Raw genomic sequence first — 23,340 nt, forward strand, 5'->3', positions numbered from 1 at the left:
GTCAGCGGCGCAGGCCGCGCAGGGCAAGGTCGCTGATAAACACCAGCCAGTCGGCCTTGGCCTGCTTGTCGGCCAGGTCCACGGCCAGAAACGAGCTGAGGGTATGCCGGTTGGAATTATAGAAATAGCAGAGCGAGGCAATCATCAGGTAGGCGTGGGTGATGTCGATGTCGTCGCGGAACAGGCCCTTGGCCTGGCCTGCTTCAATGATCGGCCGCAGCACGCCCACCGCTTCGCCGGACAGCGCCTTGAGGTTCTGCGACTTGCGCGCGTGCTGGCCCTGGTGAAGATTTTCGGTGGCGAGGATGGTGACGAATTCAGGGTGGCGCACGTAGTAATCCCAGATGAACGCCACCAGCTCACGCAGGGCCTGTTCCGGGTCGCCGAGGTCGATGCGCAGCTTGGCTTCGGCCTGGTTGAAGCTGGCGTAGATATGCTCCAGCACGCTGATGAACAGCTTTTCCTTGCTGCCGAAGTAGTAATAGATCATCCGGTCGTTGGACTTGGCCAGCGTGGAGATCTGCTCGATACGCCCACCGGTGAAGCCTTCCTTGCTGAAGACCTTCACCGCAGCCTTGAGAATGTTGTCCCGGGTGCGGTCGGCCTGTTGGGCGCGAACACCGGTTTTGCGAGTTTGCATGTCGGTCCCTGCGGGGCTGGCCAGATACCCAACACTGCCACAGACGTTGGGCCTTTGCGCGGCTTTTCGGCTGGGCTGAGATACGTTGTGGCGTTGCAGCGTGCCGCCACCTACGGCTCGGCACCCCGTTCGCCTGGGGCAATGCTTCGCTGCGCGCGTGTCAGGCAATTGACCAGGTGCAGCCGCATGGCCGCACGGGCAGCACCGGCATCCTTGCGGGTGATCGCGGCATGCACTTGCTCGCGCTCCCGCGCCTCCAGTGCCCGCTGCTGAGCATCGCACGTCGGCATGGCCTGCCGCGCCACCGCAAACAAGGTATGCCCAAGGTGGGTCATGGTGTCGATGAAAAAGCTGTTGCCCGTGCATTGGGCTATCTGCAGGTGAAACTCGAAGTCGGTTCGCATGCAGGGCGCTGACTGCGTATCAACGGCCTCATCCAGCGCCGCCCGCAGGGCAGCCAGTTGCTCTGGGGTGGCACGCTGGGCAGCAATGGCAGCCGCCTCAACCTCAAGGCAAAGCCGCAACTCGATGATCGCCACCTCGTTGTAAGCATCGCCCATTCCAGGGCTGGTGCTCTGGAAGTCACCTGCCGGGATGGCGTCTACAACGAAGGTGCCGATACCACGGCGGGTTTCGACCAGGCCCTCGGCCTGCAACCGCGAAATGGCTTCACGCACCACGGTACGGCTTACGCCTCGCGCTTTGGTCACAGCTTCTTCGGTGGGCAATTTGCTACCCGCTGGCAATTCACCCGAGCGAATCTGCTGCGACAGGTCATGCACCAGTTGCTGGGCGAGATTCAGGCGTTTTTCCGGGGTGGCGGATGCCATTGTGTGAACCCTTGATAAGCGGAAGACCCCGGAGTATACCCGCAGCCTGGTGCCAAAACGCACTATACTGGCCGCTGTTCAGACGCGAGCACAGCAATGCCAGACCACACCGCCAGCCCCTCTCAACCGCCCCGCCGCCTGGCCGAAGCGCTGGTCGAACGCTTCGCCGAGCGCATGCGCGAAGGCACACTCAAGCGTGGCGACAAGCTGCCCACCGAAGCCACGCTAATCGCAACCGAAGGTGTCAGCCGCTCGGTGATACGCGAGGCCTTATCACGCATGCAGGCCGCGGGCCTGGTCGAGACTCGCCACGGTGTGGGCACCTTCGTGCTGGACATGCCGGCACCGGAGAGCTTCAACGTGGGGCCGGCAACCATCAGCCTGCTGTCCGATGTGCTCGACCTGCTGGAATACCGCCTGAGCCTTGAAGTGCAAGCCGCCGGCATGGCCGCCGAACGGGCCACGCCACAGGCTCTCGAAGAACTGCAGCAAGCGCTGGAGGCCCTGATGCAGGGCCCGGAAAAATCCGGCAGCACGACAAACGCCGATTTCCAGTTCCACCTGAAAATTGCCAAGGCCGCAGGCAACCAGTACCTGATCGATATCATGAAGCATCTGGGCACCAAGATGATCCCCCGCACGCGCATGAACTCTGCCTACACCGGCCAGAGCAACCGCAGCACCTACCTGGCCGGTATCAACGCCGAACATCAGCAGATCTACGATGCCATCGCCAGCCGTCAGGTTGATGCGGCGCGCGCCGCCATGTACTTGCACCTGAGCAACAGCCGTACGCGCCTGCGTGAGGCGCAACGGCTACAGGCTTTTTACAGCGAGGCCTGAAGCTAAGGCGCAGGCTCCACATCCGTGAAGGCCAGCCCTTGGCTGCCCTGTACCTGCCAAGGGTTGGCGCCCCCGGTGTGGGTGAAGCGAAGCCCGACGAACCGCGAATCTTTCAGGCCATCGATCTTGACCGGGGCCGGCCCGCTGAAACGTACACGCTCGAACACCAGCCCCTGATGCCAGGCGCCATGGCTGCTATCGCCCTTCACCTCGATGGCAGCGGTGCTGGCGTTTTCCACGCTCACGTCGCTGACCGTGATGTCACGGAACTGCCCCGCCACCGTCGAGCGCTTGTAGTCGAGCTTGGCATTCGGGTCGTTGTAATCCAGGGTGAAGATGAAGGCCTGTTTTGCGGTATTGCGAATGGCTGAATCACGGAAGGTCACGTGGCGTGCGCCACCGCCCATGAAGTTGGTGCTTTTCATGCGCAAGCCGGTATCTGTGCCGTCCGAAACGTTGTCTTCGGCGAGGATGTTCTGGATCCAGGCGCCGGTGTGGCTGCCCGCCACGATCATCCCATGGCCCTTGCGGAAGTAGTTGTTGAAGATCCAGGCATCTTCCTGCGGCTTTTGCTGGACCGCACCCGCACCGGTGCCAGCGGCGAAGTTGACGCAGTCGTCACCGGTGTCGAAGAAGTTGTTGAACACCAGCGCGCCGCGGCTGTTGGCAAACTCGATACCGTCGCCGTTGTTGGCGTCGTAGGTACGGTGCGTGGTGTTCGCCAGCACCACATTCTGCGTCTCCAGATTCATGATGCCGTGGTAGGCCGGGTTGACCACCGTGAAGCCGCCATAGAACACGTTTGTCACATTGCGCAGGGTGATCAGCGACGAGCGCATCTGGCCGTAGGCGTCCTTGACGTTCATGCCCTCGGCCACCGCCCGCTCCACCTGGGCCCTGGCCAGCACGCCATCGTGCATGTAGCGGGTGTTGTCGCTGGGCAGGTAGAAGGGCAAGGCTTGCCCGCGCTCGTCGAGCACATCCGGGTTGCGCTTCCAGCCATTGCCGTCGATCGTGCCCTTGCCAACGATGCGGATGTTCTCGAAGGCCTGATGCGCCTGCGGGTCGCGCGGCAACGCGTTGATCAGCGAGGCCGGGCGCACGGTGGTGGAATACGGGTACTGGATATAGCCTTCGCGCGGGTAGTCCTCGGCACGCTCGGAGCCCAGCAGGGTAGCGCCCTCGGCGATTTCCAGGGTCATGTCGCTCTTGAGGTAGAGTGCCCCGCTCTTGTACGTGCCGGCAGGCAGCAGCACCTTGCAGCCCTTGCTGCAAGCGTCGATGGCACGCTGGATGGCGGCCGTGTCGAGCGCTTTGCCATCGCCCTTGGCACCGTAGCGCTGCACATTGAACAGTGCCGGTACGGCCGTGGTTCGCTGCACAACCACGGGGCTGTCGGCCGACTCCTTGCCGTTGCGATCGACCGAACGCACGGTGAAGCGGTACTCGGTATCGGGCGCAAGCCCCTGGGCGGTGAAGCTGTGAATGGCGATGCGGTGGTGGAAGTTCTGCGGGTCCTGCTGGTAGAAATGGTCGATGTAAGGCTTGGCCGGTGAGACCTGATCGTTGTTGGCGTTGCTTGCACCCAGCAATCTGCCATTGGCGTACACGTGGTAGTCGACGATTTCGGCATGGCTGGCGGGCTTTTCCCAGACCAGGATGATCTGCCGGTCGTCGTAGGCCAGCGTCGGCACCTGGACCGTAGCAGGGGCCTCTACGGCCCACAGCGGCAAGCTGCTGCCCATGGCCAGGGCAGCCACGGCAGCACGCACCCGCGAAGCGGATGCAAGGTTGGCATTCGGCATGTTTTTGTCTTCCTTGTAATTGCCGGGTTCAGGCCGACATGGCCGGGGCACAATCGGCGCTGAAGTCGCGGCTGGCTTGCACCAGCATACGGGTGTAATCGTGGGTGGCCTGGTCCTGGCTCAGTGCCCGGCAGTCCAGTTGCTCGACGATCCGCCCTTGCTGCATCACCGCGACCTTGTCGCACAGGTGGCTGACCACCCCCAGGTCGTGGGTCACCATCAGGTAGGTGAGCTTCTCGCGCTGGCGCAGGTCCGCCAGCAGGTTGAGGATCTCGGCCTGCACCGAGACATCCAGCGCCGAGGTCGGCTCATCCAGCAGCAACACACGCGGCTCGAGGATCAGCGCGCGGGCAATCGCCACACGCTGGCGCTGCCCGCCCGACAACTGGTGCGGATAGCGGTAGCGGAAGCTGTCATTGAGGCCGACCTTGACCAGGATGTCGTTGATCCGGTCGTCGCGATCAGACATGCCGTGAATGGTCAGCGGCTCGCGCAAGGCGGTGTCGATGGTGTGCCGCGGGTGCAACGAGCCGTAGGGGTCCTGGAAGACCATCTGCACCTTGCGAAAGTGCTCCTTGGGCAGCTTGTGCTGCAACGCACCGCCGGCAATGCTCAGCGCCCCGCTCCAGTGCCGGTACTGGCCGGCCAGGCAGCGCAGCACGGTGGTCTTGCCGGAGCCCGACTCGCCCACCAGGCCGAACGACTCGCCGTCCTCGACGGTCAGGTCGACGTCGTGCAGCACCTGGTTGAGGGTGGCGCCAACGCCGAAGCTCAGGTTCAGCGATTGTGCTTGGATCATGGACATGTCAGTTACCTCAGCAGGTGAGCCAGAGCGGGTCGCGTTGCAGCACCGGCAAGCGCGGGCGGCGGTTGTCCATGCTCGGCAAGGCCGCCAGCAGGCCACGGGTATACGGGTGTTCGGCATACTGCAGGTCGCACGCGGCGAGCGACTCGACCACCCGCCCGGCGTACATCACCAACACCCGGTCACAGTAGTTGCGCACCAGGTTGAGGTCGTGGCTGACGAAGATCAGCCCCATCTGCTGCTCGACCACCAGCTCTTCGAGCACGTTGAGCACCTGTTGACGCACCGACACGTCGAGCGCCGAGGTTGGCTCGTCGGCGATGATCACCTCCGGGCTGGTGATGACCATCATGGCGATCATGATGCGCTGGCCCATGCCGCCGCTGACTTCATGCGGGTACAGGTTGTAGACGCGTTTCGGGTCGCGGATATGGACCTTTTCCAGCATCAGCATGACCCGCTCGCGTGCCTCGCTGCGGCTGGCCTTGTGGTGCGCCAGGTACGCCTCGGCGATCTGGTCGCCAACCTTGACCACCGGGTTGAGCGAGTACTTGGGGTCTTGCATGATCATCGAGATGCGCTGGCCACGGATCTTCTGCATGGCCTTTTCGCTGGCGCTGAGCAGGTCGACATCGCCGAACTGCAGGGCCTTGGCGGTGATCTGCGTGCTGCCGGGGTGCAGCTTGAGCAAGCTGCGCCCGACCGTCGACTTGCCCGAGCCGGACTCGCCGACGATGGCCAGTTTTTCCCGGCCAAGGGTGAACGACACATCGCGCACCGCGTGCATTTCTTTCTTGCCGTTGACGAAGCGTACGTTGAGCGCTTCGACGTTGAGTTTGAGCGACGACATAAAGCCTCCAGTTACTCGCTACGCGGGTCGAGAATGTCCCGCAGGCCATCGCCCAGCAGGTTGAACGCCAGGCTCACCAGCATGATCGCCGCACCCGGTACCGCCACCAGCCACCAACATTCGAGCATGTAGCGTCGACCGGTGGAGATCATCGCGCCCCACTCCGGCAGCGGCGCCTGTGCGCCAAGGCCGAGAAAGCCCAGCGCCGCGGCGGTGAGGATGATCCCGGCCATGTTCATGGTCAGGCGGATGATCACCGACGACAGGCACATCGGCACGATATGACGCAGGATGATGCGCGTCGACGAGGCGCCCTGCAGCTCGACCGCGACAACGAAGTCGGCCTTGCGCAGCGACAGGGTTTCAGCCCTTGCCAGCCGTGCGATCGGTGGCCACGAGGTCAGCGCGATAGCGACCACGGCATGCTCCAGGCCAGGGCCAAGGGCAGCGATGAACGCCAGTGCCAGGACCAGGCTGGGGAACGAGATGAAGATGTCGGTGATGCGCATGAACACCGTGTCGACGATGCCACCGTAGTAGCCCGACACAGTGCCGATGAACAGCCCGATCGGTCCGACGATAATCGTCACCAGGGTAATGATGTAGAGGGTGATTCGTGAGCCGTAGACCAACCGGCTGAAGATGTCGCGGCCATATTCGTCGGTGCCGAACCAGTGCGCGGCACCGGGGGCCTGCAGGGCGTTGGCGAGGTTCTGCACCACCGGGTCATGGGTGGCGATCAACGGGGCGAAGGTGGCGACCACGATCAGCAGCACGGCCACCAGCAGCCCGGCCAGGGTCATGGGGTTGCGCAACAGGTGGCGCAGCACCCGCAGGCTGCTTTTGTAAAAGGCGTCGAGGCTGGAAGCCGGCGTGGTGTCGGCCTGCGGCTTGGCGCTTGCTTGAGTAGAAGACATGTTGGCAATCATCGGCATGTTCTCGGTGTGAAATCATGGCCGCCCGGCGCGCCCGCTGGCGCCCCCGGACAGGTTCAGCGTTGCTTGTAGACGCCCAGGTAACGGGTCGCCTCGGCGTCATCGCCGGTAAAGCCCTTGACGTCCACCGCACTCACCGCGGTGTCGGTCATCTGCGAGAGCATCATGATCGGCCCGACCTGCTGGTCGTAGCGCTGCTGGGCCTGGTGGTACAGGCTCACGCGCTTGGCGGCGTCACGCTCGACGCCCGCCTGGTCGATCAGCGCATTGAGCTGTTGATCGAAGAAAGACGCGCGCCAGCCCTGGAAGTTGGGCAGGCCCGCGCTATCGCTGTTGTCCGGGTTGTAGACAAAGGTGCGCAGGCTGAAATACGGGTGCGGGTAGCGCTCGGCACCGCGCGCGACGATCATCTCGAAGTTGCGCGCGCGCATCGCGCCATACACCTGGTTGCCGGTGCCGGTGACGATGCTGGCCTTGATTCCGCCTTCGGCGAGCGTCGACTGCATGCGCGCGGCGATGTCGATGAACGGCGGCTCGGACAAGGTCCGGATGGTGGTGGTGAAGCCTTGCGGGTAGCCGGCTTCGGCCAGCAACGCCTTGGCCTTGGCGACATCCATCTTGTAGCCTGGGTCCGGCAGGCGGGCGTCGAGGCCAAGCTGCATCGGCTGCTGGTTGAGCATGCCGTAGTGCGGCATGACCTGCTCGTCGATGCCTTTGTAGTCGATCAGGTTGCGCACCGCTTCGCGGACTTTCTGGTTGGCGAATTCGGGCTGCTTCATGCTCATCGCCACGTAGTACATGGTGCCGCGCTGCAGCGGTTGCACCTGCAGCTTGGGCGAGCTCTCGATGGCCTTGATGTCTGGCGCGGCCATGCCGTAGACCAGGTCGAGGTCACCGCGCTCGAGCATCAGCCGCAGTGATTGCGACTCGGTCATGTGCCGCACCAGCACCCGCTTCATTTTTGCAGGCCCCGCCCAGTAGCCGTCGAAGCGGGTCATCACCAAGGCGTCGTTGGCGCTCCACTTGGTCAGGGTGAACGGGCCGCTGCCGGCCTCGTTGGTGACCAGCCAGGCGGCGCCCAGGTCACCGTCCTTCTCGTGCTTCAAGGCTTCCTGGCGGTCGACGATGACCGCGCTGGGCGAGGTCGCCAGCGAGTCGATCAGCAGCAGCGGGTCGGCGGGCTGCGGCAGCTCGACCACCAGGGTATGCGGGTCAGTGGCGCGGATCAGCCCCTGAATGTTGTCGACGCTGTAGCCGTAGGCCTTCCACGTGGTGGCCAGGCCGAAGTTGAGTTTCATCACCCGGTACAGCGACCAGGCCACGTCTTCGGCGGTCAGCGGGTTGCCGGAATGGAACTTGACGTCCCTGCGCAGGTGGAAGGTGACCTGCTTGCCGTCTTCGCTGATCTCCCAGCGTTCGGCCAACTGTGGCAGGTGTTTTTCCGGGTTGCCCTGGTCGCGCTTGACCAGCGTGTCATACAGGTTGGCGTTGACCCCGGAGGCATCCAGGCCCGGGGCGTTGGCCGGGTCGATGGAAAACAGGTTGACCATGCTCATGCCGACGATCAACTGGTCGGCGGGGGTCTTGGCCTGCACGGCGGCCATCGGCCCCAGTGCCAGCATCGCACCCAGCAGGCTCAGGCGCAGGATCGGAAGTACAGTTTTCATGTGGCTGTCCTTGTTTTTATAGTCATGCACTGTGTTCGCGCTGGCCGCGCGGGGCTTAACGGGTCCTTGGGTCGAACACCTTGTACAGGGCGTCGCTGATCAGGTTCAGGGCGACGAAGATCAGCCCGATCACCAGCACACAGCCCATCACCGCGTTCATGTCACCGAGCATCAGGCTGCTGGTCAGGTACTGACCGAAACCGGGCCAGGCAAACACCGTTTCGATCAGTACCGCGCCTTCGAGCAGCGAGCCGTAGGCCAAAGCGACCACCGTCAGCAGTTGCACGAGGATGTTGCGAAACGCATGGCCCCAGACCACCTGGCGGCGCGACAGGCCCTTGACCCGGGCGGTGATGATGTATTCCTGGGACAGCTGTTCGAGCATGAAGCTGCGGGTCATGCGGCTGATGTAGGCGACCGAGTTGAGGCCCAGGATCAGCCCCGGCAGGACGATGTGCCGCAGCGCGCTGGTGAAGGCTTCCCAATCGCCGGCCAGGGCCGTGTCGATCAGCAACAGGCCGGTGATGTCCGGCACCATGCCGTCGTAGGCGAGGTCGATGCGCCCTGCCCCGCCGGCCCAGCCGAGCCAGGCGTAGAACACCAGCAGGCCCATCATGCCGACCCAGAAGATCGGCGTGGAGTAACCGAACAGGGTGATCACCCGTGCCACATGGTCGCCAAGGCGGCCCTGGTTACTGGCCGCGACCACGCCCAGTGGCAAGCCGATGACGATGCCGAAAAGGATTGCCAGGGTGGCCAACTCGATGGTCGCCGGGAACACCCGCTTGATGTCGTCCAGCACCGGGTGGCCGGTCAGCAGGGCGTTGCCGAAATCACCGTGGAGCAGGTCGTTGAGGTACAGCCCGAACTGCACCCAGATCGGCTGGTCCAGGCCCATCGCCCGGTACACCTGGTCGTAGGTGGAGCTGTCGGCGTCCGGCCCGACCACGGCCAGCACCGGGTCCAGCGGCATCACCCGACCAATGAAGAAGGTCAGCGCCAACAGACCGAGCAGGGTCACCAGGACCGTGCTGGCCCGTCGGGCAGTGCCAGACACGCGCGTGCCCAGCACAGAGGCAGTCGAAACTAACATAACAGGCTCCTGAAAATGCGTTCAGCCAACACCGAGGCGTTCGGGGCGCGCACGCCCCGCTCCCGCTCATCGCGACTTGTAGACGTCTTTGTAGCGGGTGGTGGCCGCACTGTGGGTCTGGTAATCCTGAACATCGTGGTAGACCACCACGGTGTCGGTCATCTGCGACACCGGCAGGATCGCCCCGACCTGCGCGTCCAGGGTCTTCTGGATCTGCTGGTACTGGGCCAGTTGCCTGGTCTTGTCAGGCTCGACTTCGGCCTGCTCGATCAGCGCGTTCAGCTCGGGGCTGTAGAACGACGTGCGCCAGCCCTGGAAGTTGCTCAGCTTGGCTTCGTCGCGGTTGTCCGGGTTGTACACCAGGGTCCGCAGGCTCGAATGCGGATGACGCTCGGCCCCGCCACCGCCGCGGCCGACCAGGATGTCGAAGCTGCGTTCGCGCATGGCGCCGTAGATCTGGTTGCCGGTGCCGGTGACGATGGTCGCCTGGATGCCGGCCTGGGCCAGGGTCGCCTGCAGGCTGGAGGCGATGTTGATGAATGGCGGCTCGGTGAGCACGCGGATGGTGGTTTTGAAGCCATTCGGGTAACCGGCTTCGGTCAGCAGTTTTTTCGCCTCGGCGACGTTCAGGGTGTAGCCCGGATCGTCCAGCCGTGCCGGCAGGCCGACCGGCAATGGGCGCTGGTTGAGCTGGCCGTAGTGCGGCATGACGGTCTGGTTGATGCCTTGATAGTCGATCAGCGAACGCACCGCGCGGCGCACGCGGGCGTCATCGTAGGGCTTGTTCTTGACGCTCAGGGCAACGTAATAGAGGGTCCCGCGCTGCACGGTCTGGGTGCGCACCTTGTCGGACTTCTCCAGGGCTTCGATGTCGGGTGCGGACATGCCCTTGGCCAGGTCCAGGTCACCGCGCTCGACCATCAGGCGCAGCGACTGCGACTCGGTCATGTTGCGCATGACGATGCGCTTGAGCTTGGCCGGGCCACCCCAGTAACCGTCGTAGCGGCTCATCAGGATCACATCGTTGGCGCGCCAGTCATTGAGGATGAACGGGCCGCTTCCGGCGGCGTGGGTAGTCAGCCAGGCGCCGCCCATGTCGTCGCCCTTCTGGTGTTGCTGAACCACTTTGCGGTCGAGGATAAAGGCACTGGGCGAGGTCGCCAGGGTGTTGAGCACCAACATCGGGTCGGTTGGCCGCGGCAGCTCGAGGACAAAGGTGTGCTCGTCGGCGGCGCGCAGGTACTGGGCGGCGTTGCCGGCGGTGAAGCCGTAAGCCTTCCATGTCGAGGCCAGGGCCAGATTGAGCTTGAGCACGCGCTGCAACGACCAGGCGACGTCTTCGGCGGTCAGCGGGTTGCCCGACTGGAAGGTCACGCCGGGGCGCAGCGTGAAGGTCAGGGTCTTGCGGTCGTCGCTGACCTGCCAGCTTTGCGCCAGGGCCGGTACCAGCTGGTCCGGCTGCTTGACGTCCTGCACCAGCAGCATGTCGTAGAGGTTGGCATTGACCTCGGAGACATCCAGGCCGGTGGCGGCGGCCGGGTCGAGCGACAGGAGGTTGATCATGCTCATGCCGACGATCAACTGGTCGGCGGGGGTCTTGGCGAAAGCGGCAGGTACCGACGTCATCGCCAGCGATGCGGCCAGGACCCCCGCCCAGAATTTGGGGAGAACGCTCATGTGAGATAGCCTTTTTATAGTTATTGGACTCTCGGGCGGCACGCACCGAGGCGTGCCGCCATGCACGAATCAGAAACTCTGCAGCGTGTTGGTCTCGACGTAGTCGAAGTCGATCTCCTCCCCCAGTCCAGGCAGGTCGGAGAGGTGCACGAAGCCGTCTTCATCCATCGGGTCGACCAGGCGCTTGAGGTAGGCCGGTACTTCGTCATAGTTGAGGAACGGGTGCAGCAGGCCGCGCTCGTACCAGGTGCAGTTCTTGATCGCGCCGACCACCGCCAGGTTGGCCGCGCCGTTGCCGTGGATCTCGCAATCCATGCCAAACGCTTCGGCCATGTGCGCGACCTTCAGGCACGGGGCGATACCGCCGACCCCGGCAACGCCGGCACGCAGGATGTCACAGACATCGTTCTTGACCCAACTGGCGCGGCTCAGGTGTTTGCCACCGAGGCTTTCCGGGCCCAGCACGGGGATGTCCAACTGGGCGGCCAGCCACGCGTAGGACTCGGCCGAGTCTTCCATCATCGGCTCTTCGAACCAGGCGAAATTCAGCTTCTCCAGGGCACGGCCGACGGTCAGCGCTTCGGTGCGGCTGTACCAGTGATAGCCGTCGATCATCAGCGCGATGTCGGGGCCGACCGCTTCACGTACGGCGGCACAGGCCTTGATGTCCATGCTCACGCTCGGGGCGAACGACACCGGCGGCATCCAGGTGTGCAGCTTGATCGCCTTGTAGCCACGTTTGACCAGGGTCTCGGCGAAGCGGCCGTACTCTTCAGGGGTCGACAGGCCACCCGTCAGCTCGTCACCGCACATGGTCGAACCGTAAGCCGGAACCTTGTCGCGGTAGCCACCGATGAGCTTGTGCACCGGCACCTTGAGCTTGCGCCCGGCCCAGTCCCAGAGGGCCTGTTCGACCAGTGCCAGGGCGCGGTCGGTGAGCTGGCTTGCGCTGCCGCGCTGCCAGTGGGCGAGGTCGTGCCAGATCTTTTCACGGTCGAAGGCATTGGCGCCGACCAGCACCTTGCGCACGAAGCCATCCAGCACATACGGACGGATCAGCTCGGGAGCGCCGAAGGCGAAGCCTTCGTTGCCGCACTCAGTCTTGATGCGTAGCAAGGCCATCTTGGCCTGGGTCACATCGCCCGGATGGGCATGGCCGGCGCTGTCTACAGCGCGGCGCGTGGGGTAGGAAAACACCTGGACGTTTACAGCAGTAATGATCATGGACGTCTGAGCCTTCTTATTGGATTTGTGGCGGGTGAGTCACGCTCTGAGGGCAATCCTACGTCATCATACAACATTTGAAAAGCACCTCTTCAAACCGACGAAATAGTTGTGAATAGCCTGCTAAACCCCACCCTGCGACCCCCATCACAAAGCATACACAAAGCCATAACCACCGATTTAGAGCCATCCACCCATGTGATCAGACAACATTTCAATAATTCGTAGACAGCCCCACAGTCGTACGATAACTTATTTTAAAAATCACGGAGCGCTCACCACCTCACCCACCTTGCTCACACGCCTCATCACGTCCTCAACAAAAACAAAAAAAGAGATCGCATGAACAACACACTTCGCCGCCTCATCGCCGCCAGTACGCTCGGCCTGTCGTTCTACGCCTGCGCAGACTCCGCCAGCATCAACTACCGGCACACGTTCACCGAAGACGACAGCATTCACTCCGACCGGATAAAGCTGAGTTACCGCAAGGACAGCGGCCTGGGGTTTGCCGCAGAAATCAAATACAAGACTGCCGGCGACCGCGAAGACGTCGCCTACGACAACATGGTCAACAACGGCCATGAGTTCACCGTGGACTACAACTACAAGATGAGCCCCAAGTCGACCTGGACCCCCGCCTTCCAGATGGACAGCTCCAAGGACGCAACCACCTACAAGTTCGGCCTGAAGTACAACTACAAGCTCAGCGACACCTGGTACGTCGCCACGCGCGTACGCCACGACGCACGCAGCCTCGACCGCGACCAGATCGACCACAGCAAGGCGGACCGCGCCAAGGACAACCAGAACACCACCCGCCTTGAAGGCTGGCTCGGCTACACCCCCAGCGGCCCGTGGGCATTCGAATACCAGTACATCCACTTCACCACCGACTACATCCGCTACGACAACAAGAAGCGCGACTACGAGCAGAACCTGATCATCAAGTACAAGCTCAACAAACAGTGGGCGCCCTTCATGGAAGTGGGTGACATCAAGGTCAACAGCTACACGGACGATCGCCAGGCCCGTTGGCGCCTGGGTATCCAGTACAACTTCCTGTAAGGGCAACCGCCCGACCATGCCGGTGTCGTTGCACCACGGCACCCTCATGCAGTTTCAGCAAAAGGCATCCGACAATGACCACGACCAACCGCAAACCCTTCAACCGCCTGCTGCTCACCGGCGCCGCCGGCGGGCTCGGGCAAGTGCTTCGCGAAGCACTGCAAGCACACGCCAACATCGTGCGCGTCTCAGACATCAGCCCCATGGCAGCGGCTGCGGGCGAGCATGAGCAAGTCATCAACTGCGACCTGGCCGACAAGGCCGGCGTATTGGCCCTGGCCCAGGATGTGGACGCCATCGTGCACCTGGGCGGCATCTCCACCGAGCGTGCCTTCGAAGAGATTTTGCAAGCCAACATCGTCGGTACCTTCCACATCTATGAGGCCGCCCGAAAGCACGGCATCAAGCGCGTGGTGTTCGCCAGCTCGAACCATGTCACCGGCTTTTACCCTCAAGGCGAACAGGTAGATGCGCATTCGCCGCGCCGACCAGACTGCTACTACGGGCTGTCGAAGGCCTACGGCGAAGACCTGGCCACGTTCTACTTCCACCGCTACGGCATCGAAACCGTCAGCCTGCGCATCGGCTCTTCGTTCCCCGAACCACGCAATGTGCGCATGCTGTCCACCTGGCTGAGCTACGGCGACCTGGCGCATCTGGTAGAGCGCGCATTGCTTGCCGAAAACGTCGGCCATACCGTGGTGTACGGTGTCTCAGCCAACCGCGACCTCTGGTGGAGCAACCGCCACGCCGCACACCTGGACTTCAATCCGAAGGACAGTGCCGAGCGCTTCCGCACGGCCCTGGAGCAGCAGCCAAAGCCCGCTACAGATGACCCGACGGCCCACCTGCAAGGTGGCGCCTTCACCGCTGCCGGCCCTTTTGGCGACTAAACCCTGATGGAGTGCGCAATTCTTCCATGACAGCCGAACTGATTACCGATGCACGCAATGCCACAGGCGAAAGCCCGGTCTGGCACCCGCAGGAAAATGCCTTGTACTGGGTAGATATACCGGCAGGCCGCCTGCACCGCTGGCAACCAGATGGCCAGACCCGTCACTGGGCCGCAGACGAAATGCTCGGCTGCATCGTCCGTAGCCAGCAAGGCCACTGGCTTGGGGCCTTGGAGAGCGGGGTCTTCCACCTCACCCCCCAGGCTGACGGTCGCCTGATTCCCGACAAGCGCGCCAGCGTCGAACACGCGAGGCCCGGCATGCGTTTCAATGACGGGCGTTGCGACCGCCAGGGGCGCTTTTGGGCCGGTACGATGCAAACAAACATGGGCGCCGAGCCGGTGGGTGCGCTTTACCGATATGACCCGATGGCGGACGCAACGGTAAAGCCAATGCAAGCACGACTGGACAAGCTGATCGTGCCCAACGGCATGGCGTTCAGCCCGGACGGCAAAACATTGTATGTCTCCGACTCGCACCCCAGCGTTCAGCTGATCTGGGCCTTCGACTACGACATCGACAGCGGCACACCGCACAACCGCCGAATATTCGTCGACATGAACCAGCACCCCGGCCGACCGGACGGGGCTGCGGTAGATGCCGAGGGTTGCTACTGGATTTGCGCGATCGATGCCGGCCAGGTACTGCGCTTAACCCCCGAAGGGAAACTGGACCGCGCCCTGCCGCTACCGGTAAAGAAACCGACCATGTGCGCATTCGGCGGCCCGCAGCTGGATACGCTGTTCGTGACGTCGATTCGCCCACAAGGCATTGACCTGAGCGACCAGCCACTGGCCGGTGGCGTGTTCGCATTAAACCCCGGCGTAAAGGGCTTGCCGGAGCCGATTGCCCGGGGCTGAAGCCTGGGCCGGTATTGGCTGCCACCAGGGGTATGCTCAGTAAGCAGCCTTGCTGGGCATCCCCCTGCGACCTGCCCCAAGGCAAGTGACCGCAAAGGCAATCACCAACGCCCCGGTACCCAACAGGAAAATCAGCTGCTGGTTGGAGCCCTCCACCAGCATGGCGATCAGTGCCGGCGTCACCGCTGCAGCCCCCATCAACGTGATGCTGACCAGCGGCGTGAGCTTGCCGGTCGGGTCGTTGGTGGTGATCAGCGCCATGTAGTACGACAACGACAGCACCCAGCCAAAGTTGATCAGCAACAACGCGACGAACAGCTGCGTCGGCGTGCGTGTATGGCCGGTGAGCATGGCGATAGAAATGAATACCGCCACCAGCCCCACGGCGATCATCAATTGGCGATTGACCCGCGCACCCAACAGGCTAGGCAGCCCCGCACCCGGCAAACCACCCAGGGCCGACAGGCCGAACGCCCAGCCAATATCGACGCCGCTGATGCCCTGGTCTCGCGCCAACTGATCGATGAAGCCCCACACGCAATAAATGGCAATCTGCATGAACAGCATGCCCACCAACGCAGTGCGCCCTGTGCGCGCCGAACCACCCTGGGCAGGCGAGGCTTCGCCACTGGCCAGCAACGCCGCGGGGCGACGCGGCAGCACCAGGCTGGCGCCGCAGATCAGCAAGTACCACAGGCCAAACGCGCACAAGGCGGTTACCGTGCCACTCTGCGCGGCCAGCAACGGCAACGCTGCCGAAAACAGCGAGTACTCTGGCGTTTGCAGCAACAGCATCAACCCGAACGAGCGGTCCTGGTTGGGCAAGCGGCCCAGCGTGGACACCGCATACGCATACACCAGCCCCGCACAGGTGCCAGCCGCCAGGCGCACGATCAGCAGCAGGGTGTTGGTGGTGGCAAAGGCGGTCGCGATGCTCAACGCCACGCACAGTGCGCCCACTATCAGGCACAGGCTGCGCCCGCCATGGCGCTTCATCAGCACCGGGCAAAGCAAGGTGCCCAGGGTCATGCCGATCATCTCGACCGACACCACCCAGCCCTGCTGATCGAGTGACAGGCTCAGTTGCTCCGTGACCAACCCCATGAAGATGGGTTGTACGCCACAGACGATGAAGGAAGTACAGGCGATGAAAATCAGCGCGGCACGCAGCAGCTTGGAATCTTGCGTCATGGGGACCCCGACACGGCATTTGTTTTTATTGTGTGTGGCGACCTGCCCTGGAAGGCGCCGTAGCGGGCGGCTGGGCGGGTCTCGTAGGCAATCGTGGGCCGAGATCGAAGGCTTTGAAAGTTAATTATCGGCATCGACTTCAGTGGACTTTTTAATGCAGGCCGCCGCCCGTTGCCGGCATCCAGAAATGCACTGCACCCGATCCTGATAATTAATTGGAGACATACCCGCATCCCCCCTACCGTGGTACATCACCCAAGCCTCAGTAAAAAAGGCCCGATCATGAACGACCGTGAGTTCATCAACGCCATCGACGCCGATGGCCTGCCCCTGCACATTGCCGTAACCAACGGCCGCATCACCCACATCGGCCCGCAACGCGCCAGCACCCCCGCCCGTGAAACCATCGACCTTGAAGGCCTGCTGGTGCTGCCAGGCTTTGTCGATGGCCACATCCACCTGGACAAGAGCTTTGTCGGCGACCGCTGGCGACCGCACCAACCCGTGGCCAGCCTGCGCGAGCGCCTGGCCGTGGAAAAACGCGAACTGGCCAGCGCCCCGCCCATCGTCGAGCGCGCCGATGCGCTGATGCGCCAGGCCGCCTCGTTCGGCACCCTGGCCATGCGTTGCCACGTGGACGTGGACGCCACCACCGGCCTGACCAACCTGCACGCCCTGCTCGAAGCCCGGGACAAGTGGAAAGACCTTGTCGACATCGAGCTGGTGGCCTTCCCTCAGGCCGGTGTGGTGACCTGCCCCGGTACGGCTGAAATGATGGAAGCGGCCATCCGCGAAGGCGTGCAGGTGGTCGGCGGCATCGACCCCACCACACTGGATGGCGACGCCGACGCCCAGCTGGACATCGTGTTCGGTATCGCCGAGCGCCATGGCGTGAAGGTTGATATCCACCTGCACGAACCCAGCGACATCTGCATCGCTCAGCTCCAACGCATCGCCACGCGCACCCAGGCACTGGGCATGCACGGCCTGGTGGCGGTCAGCCACGCCTATGGCCTGGGTGACGTATCCGACGCTGTCGTCGACCGCACCGCCGAAGTGCTGGCCGCCGCCGGCATCTCCATCATGACCAACGCCCCCGGCGAACATGCGTTCCCACCCGTGCTGCGCCTGCGTAACGGCGGCGTGCGGGTATTTACCGGGAATGACAACATCCAGGACGCCTGGTGGCCCTACGGCAATGGCGACATGCTGCAGCGTGCGATGCTGGTCAGCTACCGCTCGGGCTTCAATACCGACGAGGAGCTGCGGGTTGCGCTGGAAATGGCGACCGAAGCCAGTGCCGGGGTGATGGGCAAGCAGGACTATGGTTTGAAGGTTGGTAACGAGGCCAGCTTCGTTCTGTTCAAGGCACCCAATGCTGCTGCGGCGGTGGCGGCGGCCATTCATGAACGGGTGATCGTGCGCCACGGCGCGTTCTGGGGCGGGCCTGCGCAGTTGCAGTTGAAGGCAGTGCAGTTTGCTACCGAACTGCGCCGTTAACCTCAGGCGAAGTTCAGATCTCAGCCCTGCTCGGCCCCTGTGGGAGCGGGTTCACCCGCGAACACCGGCAGCGCCGGTGCCATACACCGCGATGTCTTCTTCGCGGGTAAACCCGCTCCCACAGGGTACGCGGCACGGTTTCGAGCTTTGTACGCTGAGCGAAGGCGCAGCCAATGGGCTGCGCAGGCTCAATCTTCCTCAGCCCGCAAGATCCCGATCAGAATTTCAGCCAGCGCCATGACCATAGGGTCCGCCGTAGGCCGATGAAAAATCGCCGCCTCAAACACCTTGATAGGCTTGAACCCCTGCTCCACCCCGAGCACTCGATGCCCACCCGTCACCACCCGCGACGGCAACAGGCTAACCCCCAACCCATTGGCCACCGCCTCCTGTATCCCCGCCAGGCTCGAACTGGTAAAAGCGATCCGCCAACTGCGCCCCATTGCCTCGACCGCACCGATCATGTCATCCCGGTACAACCCCCGCGGCGGAAAGGTCACCAGCGGAATAGGGTCTTGGGCAAAACACGGGTACTGCGCACTGTCGATCCACTCGATGCGCTCCGGCTGGCACGCATTGGCCTCCCGGCTATGGCGCCGCTGCTTGATCAGCACCAGGTCCAGTTCGCCACGGTCATACGTGCTCATCAAGTCCCGGCTAAGCCCACCGGTAATTTCCAGCTTCACCGTCGGGTTACGCCGGTTGAACGCCGCCAGCGCCTGCATCGTCTTGCCCGCGACAAAATCGTCCGGCAGGCCGATGCGCACGGTCACCGTCACCCCGCCCGACATGGCCTCGGTCAGCTGGCTGCTCACCGCCAGCAGGTGCCGCGCATACCCCAGCAGGGTTTCCCCCGCATCGGTCGGGTGCACCTCGCGGTTACTGCGGTCGAGCAGCTGCTGGCCGACCATTTCCTCCAGCCGGCGCACCTTCTGGCTGACCGTGGACTGGGTGGAGTGCAGGCGCGCGGCAGCGGTGGTGAAACTGCCGCAGTCGGCCACCATGACCACGGTGCGGAGCATGTCCAGGTCATAGATGGCACGGTTGGGTTTGATGGAGTCAGGCATCTGCGGGTTCAGCTTTTGTGGATGGGGCTGGGTACATGATGCCTGAAGCGGCAGTGCATGATGCAATGCCAGAGGGCAAGGCATACCTTGTATGCATGCACGAACCCTTTCGCGGATGCGGTCCTTTGCTCAAGCTGCAGCCGCCCCCTTCTCCTCGCCACTGACCTCGAACTGCCCCACCAGCTTCTGCAACTTGCCAGCATCCACCCGCACCTTCTGCGCGCTGCTCTGCAGCACCACCGCCGTCTGGCGCATCTCGCTGGAGGATTGGTTGACCTGGTCGATGGTCTTGCCGTATTCCACGCTACGCCGGTTGAGCTGCTGGATGATCGCGAACATGCCCTCCACGGCCTGGTGCAGCTGAACGTTCTCGGACGAGGCATCTTCGGCAAGGCGCAGGCTGTTGTCGACGTCCTGTACGCCCTGCTCCATGAAGCTGACGGCCTGGCGGGTTTCGCCCTGAAGGCTCTCGACCATGTGGCGAATGTCTTCGGCGGCGCGCGCGGTTCGCGCGGCCAGGCTGCGCACCTCGTCGGCCACCACCGCAAAGCCGCGGCCATGCTCGCCGGCACGCGCCGCCTCGATGGCAGCATTGAGCGCCAGCAGGTTGGTCTGGTTGGTGATGGCGCTGATCAACCCGGTGATGTTGTCGATCTCGACCATGCGGCTGTCGAGCCGCTGCACGCTGGAGGACGAGCGCGCCACCACATCGCGAATCGACTGGGTGCCTGCCTGCACCGCCAGAAACTGCTCGCGGGCACGGCTGACCACCTCGTCCATCGCCTGCTTCATCTGCTCGGCGCTGACCGAGGCCTGCTGCAGTTCACCAAGCTGCTCCTCCATGATGATCATCATGTGGTGCACGGCGTCCGCCACATCGGCAGAGCTCACACTCGCCTCCTGGCTGCGCCCGAGCATCATCTGGTTGGTGCTGCCGACCGTGCGACTGGCCTTCACCACCTGCCCCACTACCGCGTCCAGGCGGTCGATGAAGCTGTTGATCCAGCGCGCCATGTCGCCGCTCTCATCGTTGCCCAGGGTGCTGGTGTCCAGGCGCTGACGCAGGTTGCCTTCACCCTCGGCGATGGTGCGCAGCACGCCGCTCATGCCATTCAACCTGGCTGCCAGGCGCTTGGGCCCAAACACGCCGAACACCAGCGTGGCGCCGAGCATGCTCACGGCCAGAATCACGTCATTCAGCCCTTGCGGCAGGCCGGCATGGTGCTGCACCAGGTAGTTGCAGCCGAACAACCCGGCCATGGTCGCCACATAGGGTTTCATCAACCCATAGCTCAGCGAGCGGCGTCGGTAGACCTCCTCCAGGTCCGCCTCGCACATCATGCCCCAGCGGTCGGGCGAACCCGGTAACTGGAACGTTACGCCCTTGCCGACCACCGGCACGTGGCGGTAGTCCGAGTAGCCCGGGTAAGTCACGAACAGGTTGGCACCACGCCTGATGGTTTCCCTTACCCCCGGGTGCAGTTCGCGCGTGGAGGGGTCGGTGAAGCGCAGTTCCAGCTCGGTATGGCGCTGGACCTGCACGGTGGTCCAGGGCGTGTGCACACCACTTTTAAGGTTTTCGCCGTGGGTAAAGGTGCCGTCCTCGAAGCGCGAGCGCGACAGCGCAGTGCCGGGCTGGATGGACGGATCGAAACGCGACTGCGCCATGAACAGGTAGTTGTCGCCCGACTCGGCGAAGATATGCCCGGCCTCGCGCTGGATCAGGTCGCCCAGCACATCGTTGGGCACCCGGCCGCACAGGCAGCCGAGCACTTTGCCACCGGCCTTCACCGGCTGGTAGAACATCAGCGTTACTTCATCGTGGAAGCGTGAAGACGACGGGCCAATGCGCAGGGTCAGCGGGTCGCTGTAGGGGCCATGCAGAAACGGCGCCTTCAGGCCTTGGGCCAGCGCTGCAGTGTACTCGATACGTGGCGTACCACGTTGTGGCCAGGTGGAGGTGATGATGCTGCCGGCAGCATCGACGACAAACAACTCGGAAAAGTCTTCGGCCTGCGCCAGCTTGTCCCGCAGCAGCGTGTTGTCGGGTTGAGCGAACCCTTGCGCGAGTTGTTCCGCTAGTTCCGCCAAGTGCTCCCAGTGCTCGCACGCCCAATCATGCAACAACCGCACGCGGGTCTGGGCAATGGCTTCGAAAGTTTGCTCGATCTGCGGGTAATTTGCCCGGTTAAGGTGACATGCCCAGCCCATCCTGAGCTTTCCGGTTTTACCCAGCCAGGGCAGCCAGCCCTTTTCACTCGATGACAACTCCATGGACCCACTGGAAAGCGACATTATCTTCACCATACGCGACATCGGATGGCAATCTGATAGCAAGTCGCACGCCAACGGCGGGAGCGGTGATTAATGGGGAATTCAAGTCATTGAATGCACAGCACTTGTGCAAGAAAGGTTATGGGCAGGCCCTGAACGCACCAACGAGGCGCAAACCAGATGAAATCAGGCCCCTATCCGGAATGTGACAAATAGCCGCCAGAACTGCTCGCACATCGCACAACAGTTCGATAATCGCACAAATTCCGCTAAACCCCCTCTACTGTTGCCCTATCTTGCGGCACGCTATAGCGAAAGTCAGCAAACAATTTCAAGCGCTGACAGGCCTCATCGCTTAAACGCGCCGGCCAGCCCGACAACCATACTCCAGGAACAACCAGGAGCTCGCCTTGATCAATAAAACGTACGAGTCCATCGCCAGCGCGGTGGAAGGGATCACCGACGGTTCGACCATTATGGTCGGTGGCTTCGGCACAGCCGGCATGCCGTCCGAGCTGATCGATGGCCTGATCGCAACCGGTGCCCGCGACCTGACCATTATCAGCAACAACGCCGGCAACGGCGAGATCGGCCTGGCCGCCCTGCTCATGGCGGGCAGCGTGCGCAAGGTGGTGTGCTCGTTCCCGCGCCAGTCCGACTCCTACGTGTTCGACGAACTGTACCGCGCCGGCAAGATCGAGCTGGAAGTGGTGCCGCAAGGCAACCTGGCCGAGCGCATCCGCGCAGCGGGTTCGGGCATTGGTGCGTTCTTCTCGCCGACCGGCTACGGCACCCTGCTGGCCGAAGGCAAGGAAACCCGTGAAATCGACGGCCGCATGTACGTGCTGGAAATGCCGCTGCACGCCGACTTTGCGCTGATCAAGGCGCACAAGGGTGACCGTTGGGGCAACCTGACCTACCGCAAGGCCGCGCGCAACTTCGGCCCGATCATGGCCATGGCCGCCAAGACCGCCATCGCCCAGGTCGACCAGGTTGTCGAACTCGGTGAACTGGACCCGGAGCACATCATCACCCCGGGTATCTTCGTCCAGCGCGTGGTTGCCGTCACCGGCGCTGCCGCTTCTTCGATCGCCAAAGCTGTCTGAGGCCTGCCATGACCATCACCAAAAAGCTCTCCCGCACCGAGATGGCCCAACGCGTGGCCGCAGACATCCAGGAAGGCGCGTACGTAAACCTGGGCATTGGCGCACCGACCCTGGTGGCCAACTACCTGGGCGACAAGGAAGTATTCCTGCACAGCGAGAACGGCCTTCTGGGCATGGGCCCAAGCCCTGCGCCGGGGGAGGAAGACGATGACCTGATCAACGCCGGGAAACAGCACGTCACCCTGCTGACCGGTGGTGCCTTCTTCCACCACGCCGACTCGTTCTCGATGATGCGTGGCGGCCACCTGGACATCGCCGTATTGGGCGCCTTCCAGGTCTCGGTCAAGGGCGACCTGGCCAACTGGCACACCGGTGCCGAAGGTTCGATCCCGGCCGTAGGCGGCGCGATGGACCTCGCCACCGGCGCTCGCCAAGTGTTCGTGATGATGGACCACCTGACCAAGACCGGCGAAAGCAAGCTGGTGCCCGAGTGCACCTACCCGCTGACCGGCATTGCTTGCGTCAGCCGCATCTACACCGACCTGGCCGTACTGGAAGTGACGCCTGAAGGGCTGAAAGTGGTCGAGATTTGTGCAGATATCGACTTTGACGAGTTGCAGAAGCTGAGCGGTGTGCCGCTGATCAAGTGATCTTCCGGCTTACACAGTCTGTTGCCTTACGCGGACCTTTGTAGGAGCGGCCTTGTGCCGCGAAAGGGCTGCAAAGCAGCCCCAGCACCAGTTGATGTAACGCCAAAATCCGGGGGCCGCTTTGCGGCCCTTTCGCGGCACAAGGCCGCTCCTACAGGTTGATGCGCCAGCCTCGAAAGCTGCGCAGTACCTGTAGGAGCTGGCTTGCCTGCGATGGGCTGCACAGCAGCCCCCTATGGCCCGGATCAACAGCCGCTACCCCAGGCATCACCCCATTTCAGCCCGAGACTATCGCTTTCCTG

The 23,340-nt window shown here is 63.1% G+C and carries 20 protein-coding genes; 7 read left to right on the forward strand and 13 right to left on the reverse strand.

Annotation, left to right across the window (positions count from 1 at the left end; genetic code table 11):
- Position 1: 1 nt before the first annotated feature.
- Positions 2-640 carry a TetR family transcriptional regulator gene (locus MRBLPB4O_RS18575; protein ID WP_016487984.1) on the reverse strand — a complete coding sequence of 213 codons (639 nt, stop codon included), beginning with the start codon at positions 638-640 and terminating at the stop codon, positions 2-4.
- A gap of 110 nt (positions 641-750) precedes the next feature.
- Positions 751-1,470, reverse strand: a complete 720-nt coding sequence (locus tag MRBLPB4O_RS18580; protein WP_341796216.1) for a FadR/GntR family transcriptional regulator — start codon at positions 1,468-1,470, stop codon at positions 751-753.
- Between the two features lie 96 nt (positions 1,471-1,566).
- Between MRBLPB4O_RS18580 and MRBLPB4O_RS18585 the strand changes: the two genes are divergently transcribed.
- On the forward strand, positions 1,567-2,313 hold the full coding sequence (locus tag MRBLPB4O_RS18585; protein ID WP_341796217.1) for a FadR/GntR family transcriptional regulator: 747 nt from the start codon (positions 1,567-1,569) through the stop codon (positions 2,311-2,313).
- A 2-nt stretch (positions 2,314-2,315) separates the two neighbouring features.
- On the opposite strand, the gene MRBLPB4O_RS18590 is transcribed toward MRBLPB4O_RS18585, so the two are convergent.
- From MRBLPB4O_RS18590 to MRBLPB4O_RS18625, 8 genes are all read right to left on the reverse strand, one after another.
- Positions 2,316-4,118: a glycoside hydrolase family 28 protein gene (locus MRBLPB4O_RS18590; RefSeq protein ID WP_341796218.1), complete on the reverse strand. Its 1,803-nt coding sequence runs from the start codon at positions 4,116-4,118 to the stop codon at positions 2,316-2,318.
- 28 nt (positions 4,119-4,146) lie between these two features.
- A complete protein-coding gene (locus MRBLPB4O_RS18595) occupies positions 4,147-4,923 on the reverse strand; it encodes an ABC transporter ATP-binding protein (protein ID WP_341796219.1) in 777 nt (258 codons plus the stop codon).
- Positions 4,924-4,933: 10 nt separating this feature from the next.
- Positions 4,934-5,773: an ABC transporter ATP-binding protein gene (locus MRBLPB4O_RS18600; protein WP_341796220.1), complete on the reverse strand. Its 840-nt coding sequence runs from the start codon at positions 5,771-5,773 to the stop codon at positions 4,934-4,936.
- Between the two features lie 11 nt (positions 5,774-5,784).
- Positions 5,785-6,690: an ABC transporter permease gene (locus tag MRBLPB4O_RS18605; protein ID WP_341796221.1), complete on the reverse strand. Its 906-nt coding sequence runs from the start codon at positions 6,688-6,690 to the stop codon at positions 5,785-5,787.
- A 74-nt stretch (positions 6,691-6,764) separates the two neighbouring features.
- On the reverse strand, positions 6,765-8,375 hold the full coding sequence (locus tag MRBLPB4O_RS18610; RefSeq protein ID WP_341796222.1) for an ABC transporter substrate-binding protein: 1,611 nt from the start codon (positions 8,373-8,375) through the stop codon (positions 6,765-6,767).
- A 55-nt stretch (positions 8,376-8,430) separates the two neighbouring features.
- The gene (locus tag MRBLPB4O_RS18615; RefSeq protein WP_023047279.1) at positions 8,431-9,468 is read right to left on the reverse strand and encodes an ABC transporter permease; all 1,038 of its coding nucleotides are present in this window, start codon (positions 9,466-9,468) and stop codon (positions 8,431-8,433) included.
- Between the two features lie 66 nt (positions 9,469-9,534).
- A complete protein-coding gene (locus tag MRBLPB4O_RS18620) occupies positions 9,535-11,145 on the reverse strand; it encodes an ABC transporter substrate-binding protein (RefSeq protein WP_341796223.1) in 1,611 nt (536 codons plus the stop codon).
- A 69-nt stretch (positions 11,146-11,214) separates the two neighbouring features.
- A complete protein-coding gene (locus MRBLPB4O_RS18625) occupies positions 11,215-12,369 on the reverse strand; it encodes a mandelate racemase family protein (protein WP_341796224.1) in 1,155 nt (384 codons plus the stop codon).
- A 342-nt stretch (positions 12,370-12,711) separates the two neighbouring features.
- On the opposite strand from MRBLPB4O_RS18625, the gene MRBLPB4O_RS18630 reads away from it, so the two are divergent.
- The 3 genes from MRBLPB4O_RS18630 to MRBLPB4O_RS18640 all read left to right on the forward strand — a co-directional run bounded on the left by MRBLPB4O_RS18630 (position 12,712) and on the right by MRBLPB4O_RS18640 (position 15,250).
- Positions 12,712-13,437, forward strand: a complete 726-nt coding sequence (locus tag MRBLPB4O_RS18630) for an oligogalacturonate-specific porin KdgM family protein (protein ID WP_063422691.1) — start codon at positions 12,712-12,714, stop codon at positions 13,435-13,437.
- A gap of 74 nt (positions 13,438-13,511) precedes the next feature.
- Complete coding sequence (locus tag MRBLPB4O_RS18635; RefSeq protein ID WP_341796225.1) at positions 13,512-14,330, forward strand: NAD(P)-dependent oxidoreductase; 819 nt, start codon at positions 13,512-13,514, stop codon at positions 14,328-14,330.
- A gap of 26 nt (positions 14,331-14,356) precedes the next feature.
- Positions 14,357-15,250: an SMP-30/gluconolactonase/LRE family protein gene (locus tag MRBLPB4O_RS18640; RefSeq protein WP_341796226.1), complete on the forward strand. Its 894-nt coding sequence runs from the start codon at positions 14,357-14,359 to the stop codon at positions 15,248-15,250.
- A 36-nt stretch (positions 15,251-15,286) separates the two neighbouring features.
- Here the strand turns inward: MRBLPB4O_RS18640 and MRBLPB4O_RS18645 are convergent, their stop codons facing one another.
- Positions 15,287-16,441 carry an MFS transporter gene (locus MRBLPB4O_RS18645; RefSeq protein ID WP_341796227.1) on the reverse strand — a complete coding sequence of 385 codons (1,155 nt, stop codon included), beginning with the start codon at positions 16,439-16,441 and terminating at the stop codon, positions 15,287-15,289.
- A gap of 282 nt (positions 16,442-16,723) precedes the next feature.
- Here MRBLPB4O_RS18645 and MRBLPB4O_RS18650 point away from each other — a divergent pair, with 282 nt between their 5' ends.
- On the forward strand, positions 16,724-17,941 hold the full coding sequence (locus MRBLPB4O_RS18650; protein ID WP_341796228.1) for an amidohydrolase family protein: 1,218 nt from the start codon (positions 16,724-16,726) through the stop codon (positions 17,939-17,941).
- A gap of 188 nt (positions 17,942-18,129) precedes the next feature.
- Here MRBLPB4O_RS18650 and MRBLPB4O_RS18655 read toward each other — a convergent pair whose 3' ends face one another.
- Positions 18,130-19,008, reverse strand: a complete 879-nt coding sequence (locus MRBLPB4O_RS18655) for a LysR family transcriptional regulator (protein ID WP_341796229.1) — start codon at positions 19,006-19,008, stop codon at positions 18,130-18,132.
- A gap of 129 nt (positions 19,009-19,137) precedes the next feature.
- Positions 19,138-21,303, reverse strand: a complete 2,166-nt coding sequence (locus MRBLPB4O_RS18660; RefSeq protein ID WP_341796230.1) for a methyl-accepting chemotaxis protein — start codon at positions 21,301-21,303, stop codon at positions 19,138-19,140.
- Between the two features lie 389 nt (positions 21,304-21,692).
- Here MRBLPB4O_RS18660 and MRBLPB4O_RS18665 point away from each other — a divergent pair, with 389 nt between their 5' ends.
- Together MRBLPB4O_RS18665 and MRBLPB4O_RS18670 are read left to right on the forward strand one after the other, a co-directional pair.
- The gene (locus MRBLPB4O_RS18665) at positions 21,693-22,388 is read left to right on the forward strand and encodes a 3-oxoacid CoA-transferase subunit A (RefSeq protein WP_010954768.1); all 696 of its coding nucleotides are present in this window, start codon (positions 21,693-21,695) and stop codon (positions 22,386-22,388) included.
- A gap of 8 nt (positions 22,389-22,396) precedes the next feature.
- Complete coding sequence (locus tag MRBLPB4O_RS18670; RefSeq protein ID WP_003251131.1) at positions 22,397-23,038, forward strand: 3-oxoacid CoA-transferase subunit B; 642 nt, start codon at positions 22,397-22,399, stop codon at positions 23,036-23,038.
- Positions 23,039-23,340 lie beyond the last annotated feature (302 nt).

It is taken from the genome of Pseudomonas sp. LPB4.O (genome assembly GCF_038383825.1).
In the GTDB taxonomy this organism is placed as follows: Bacteria; Pseudomonadota; Gammaproteobacteria; order Pseudomonadales; family Pseudomonadaceae; genus Aquipseudomonas; species Aquipseudomonas putida.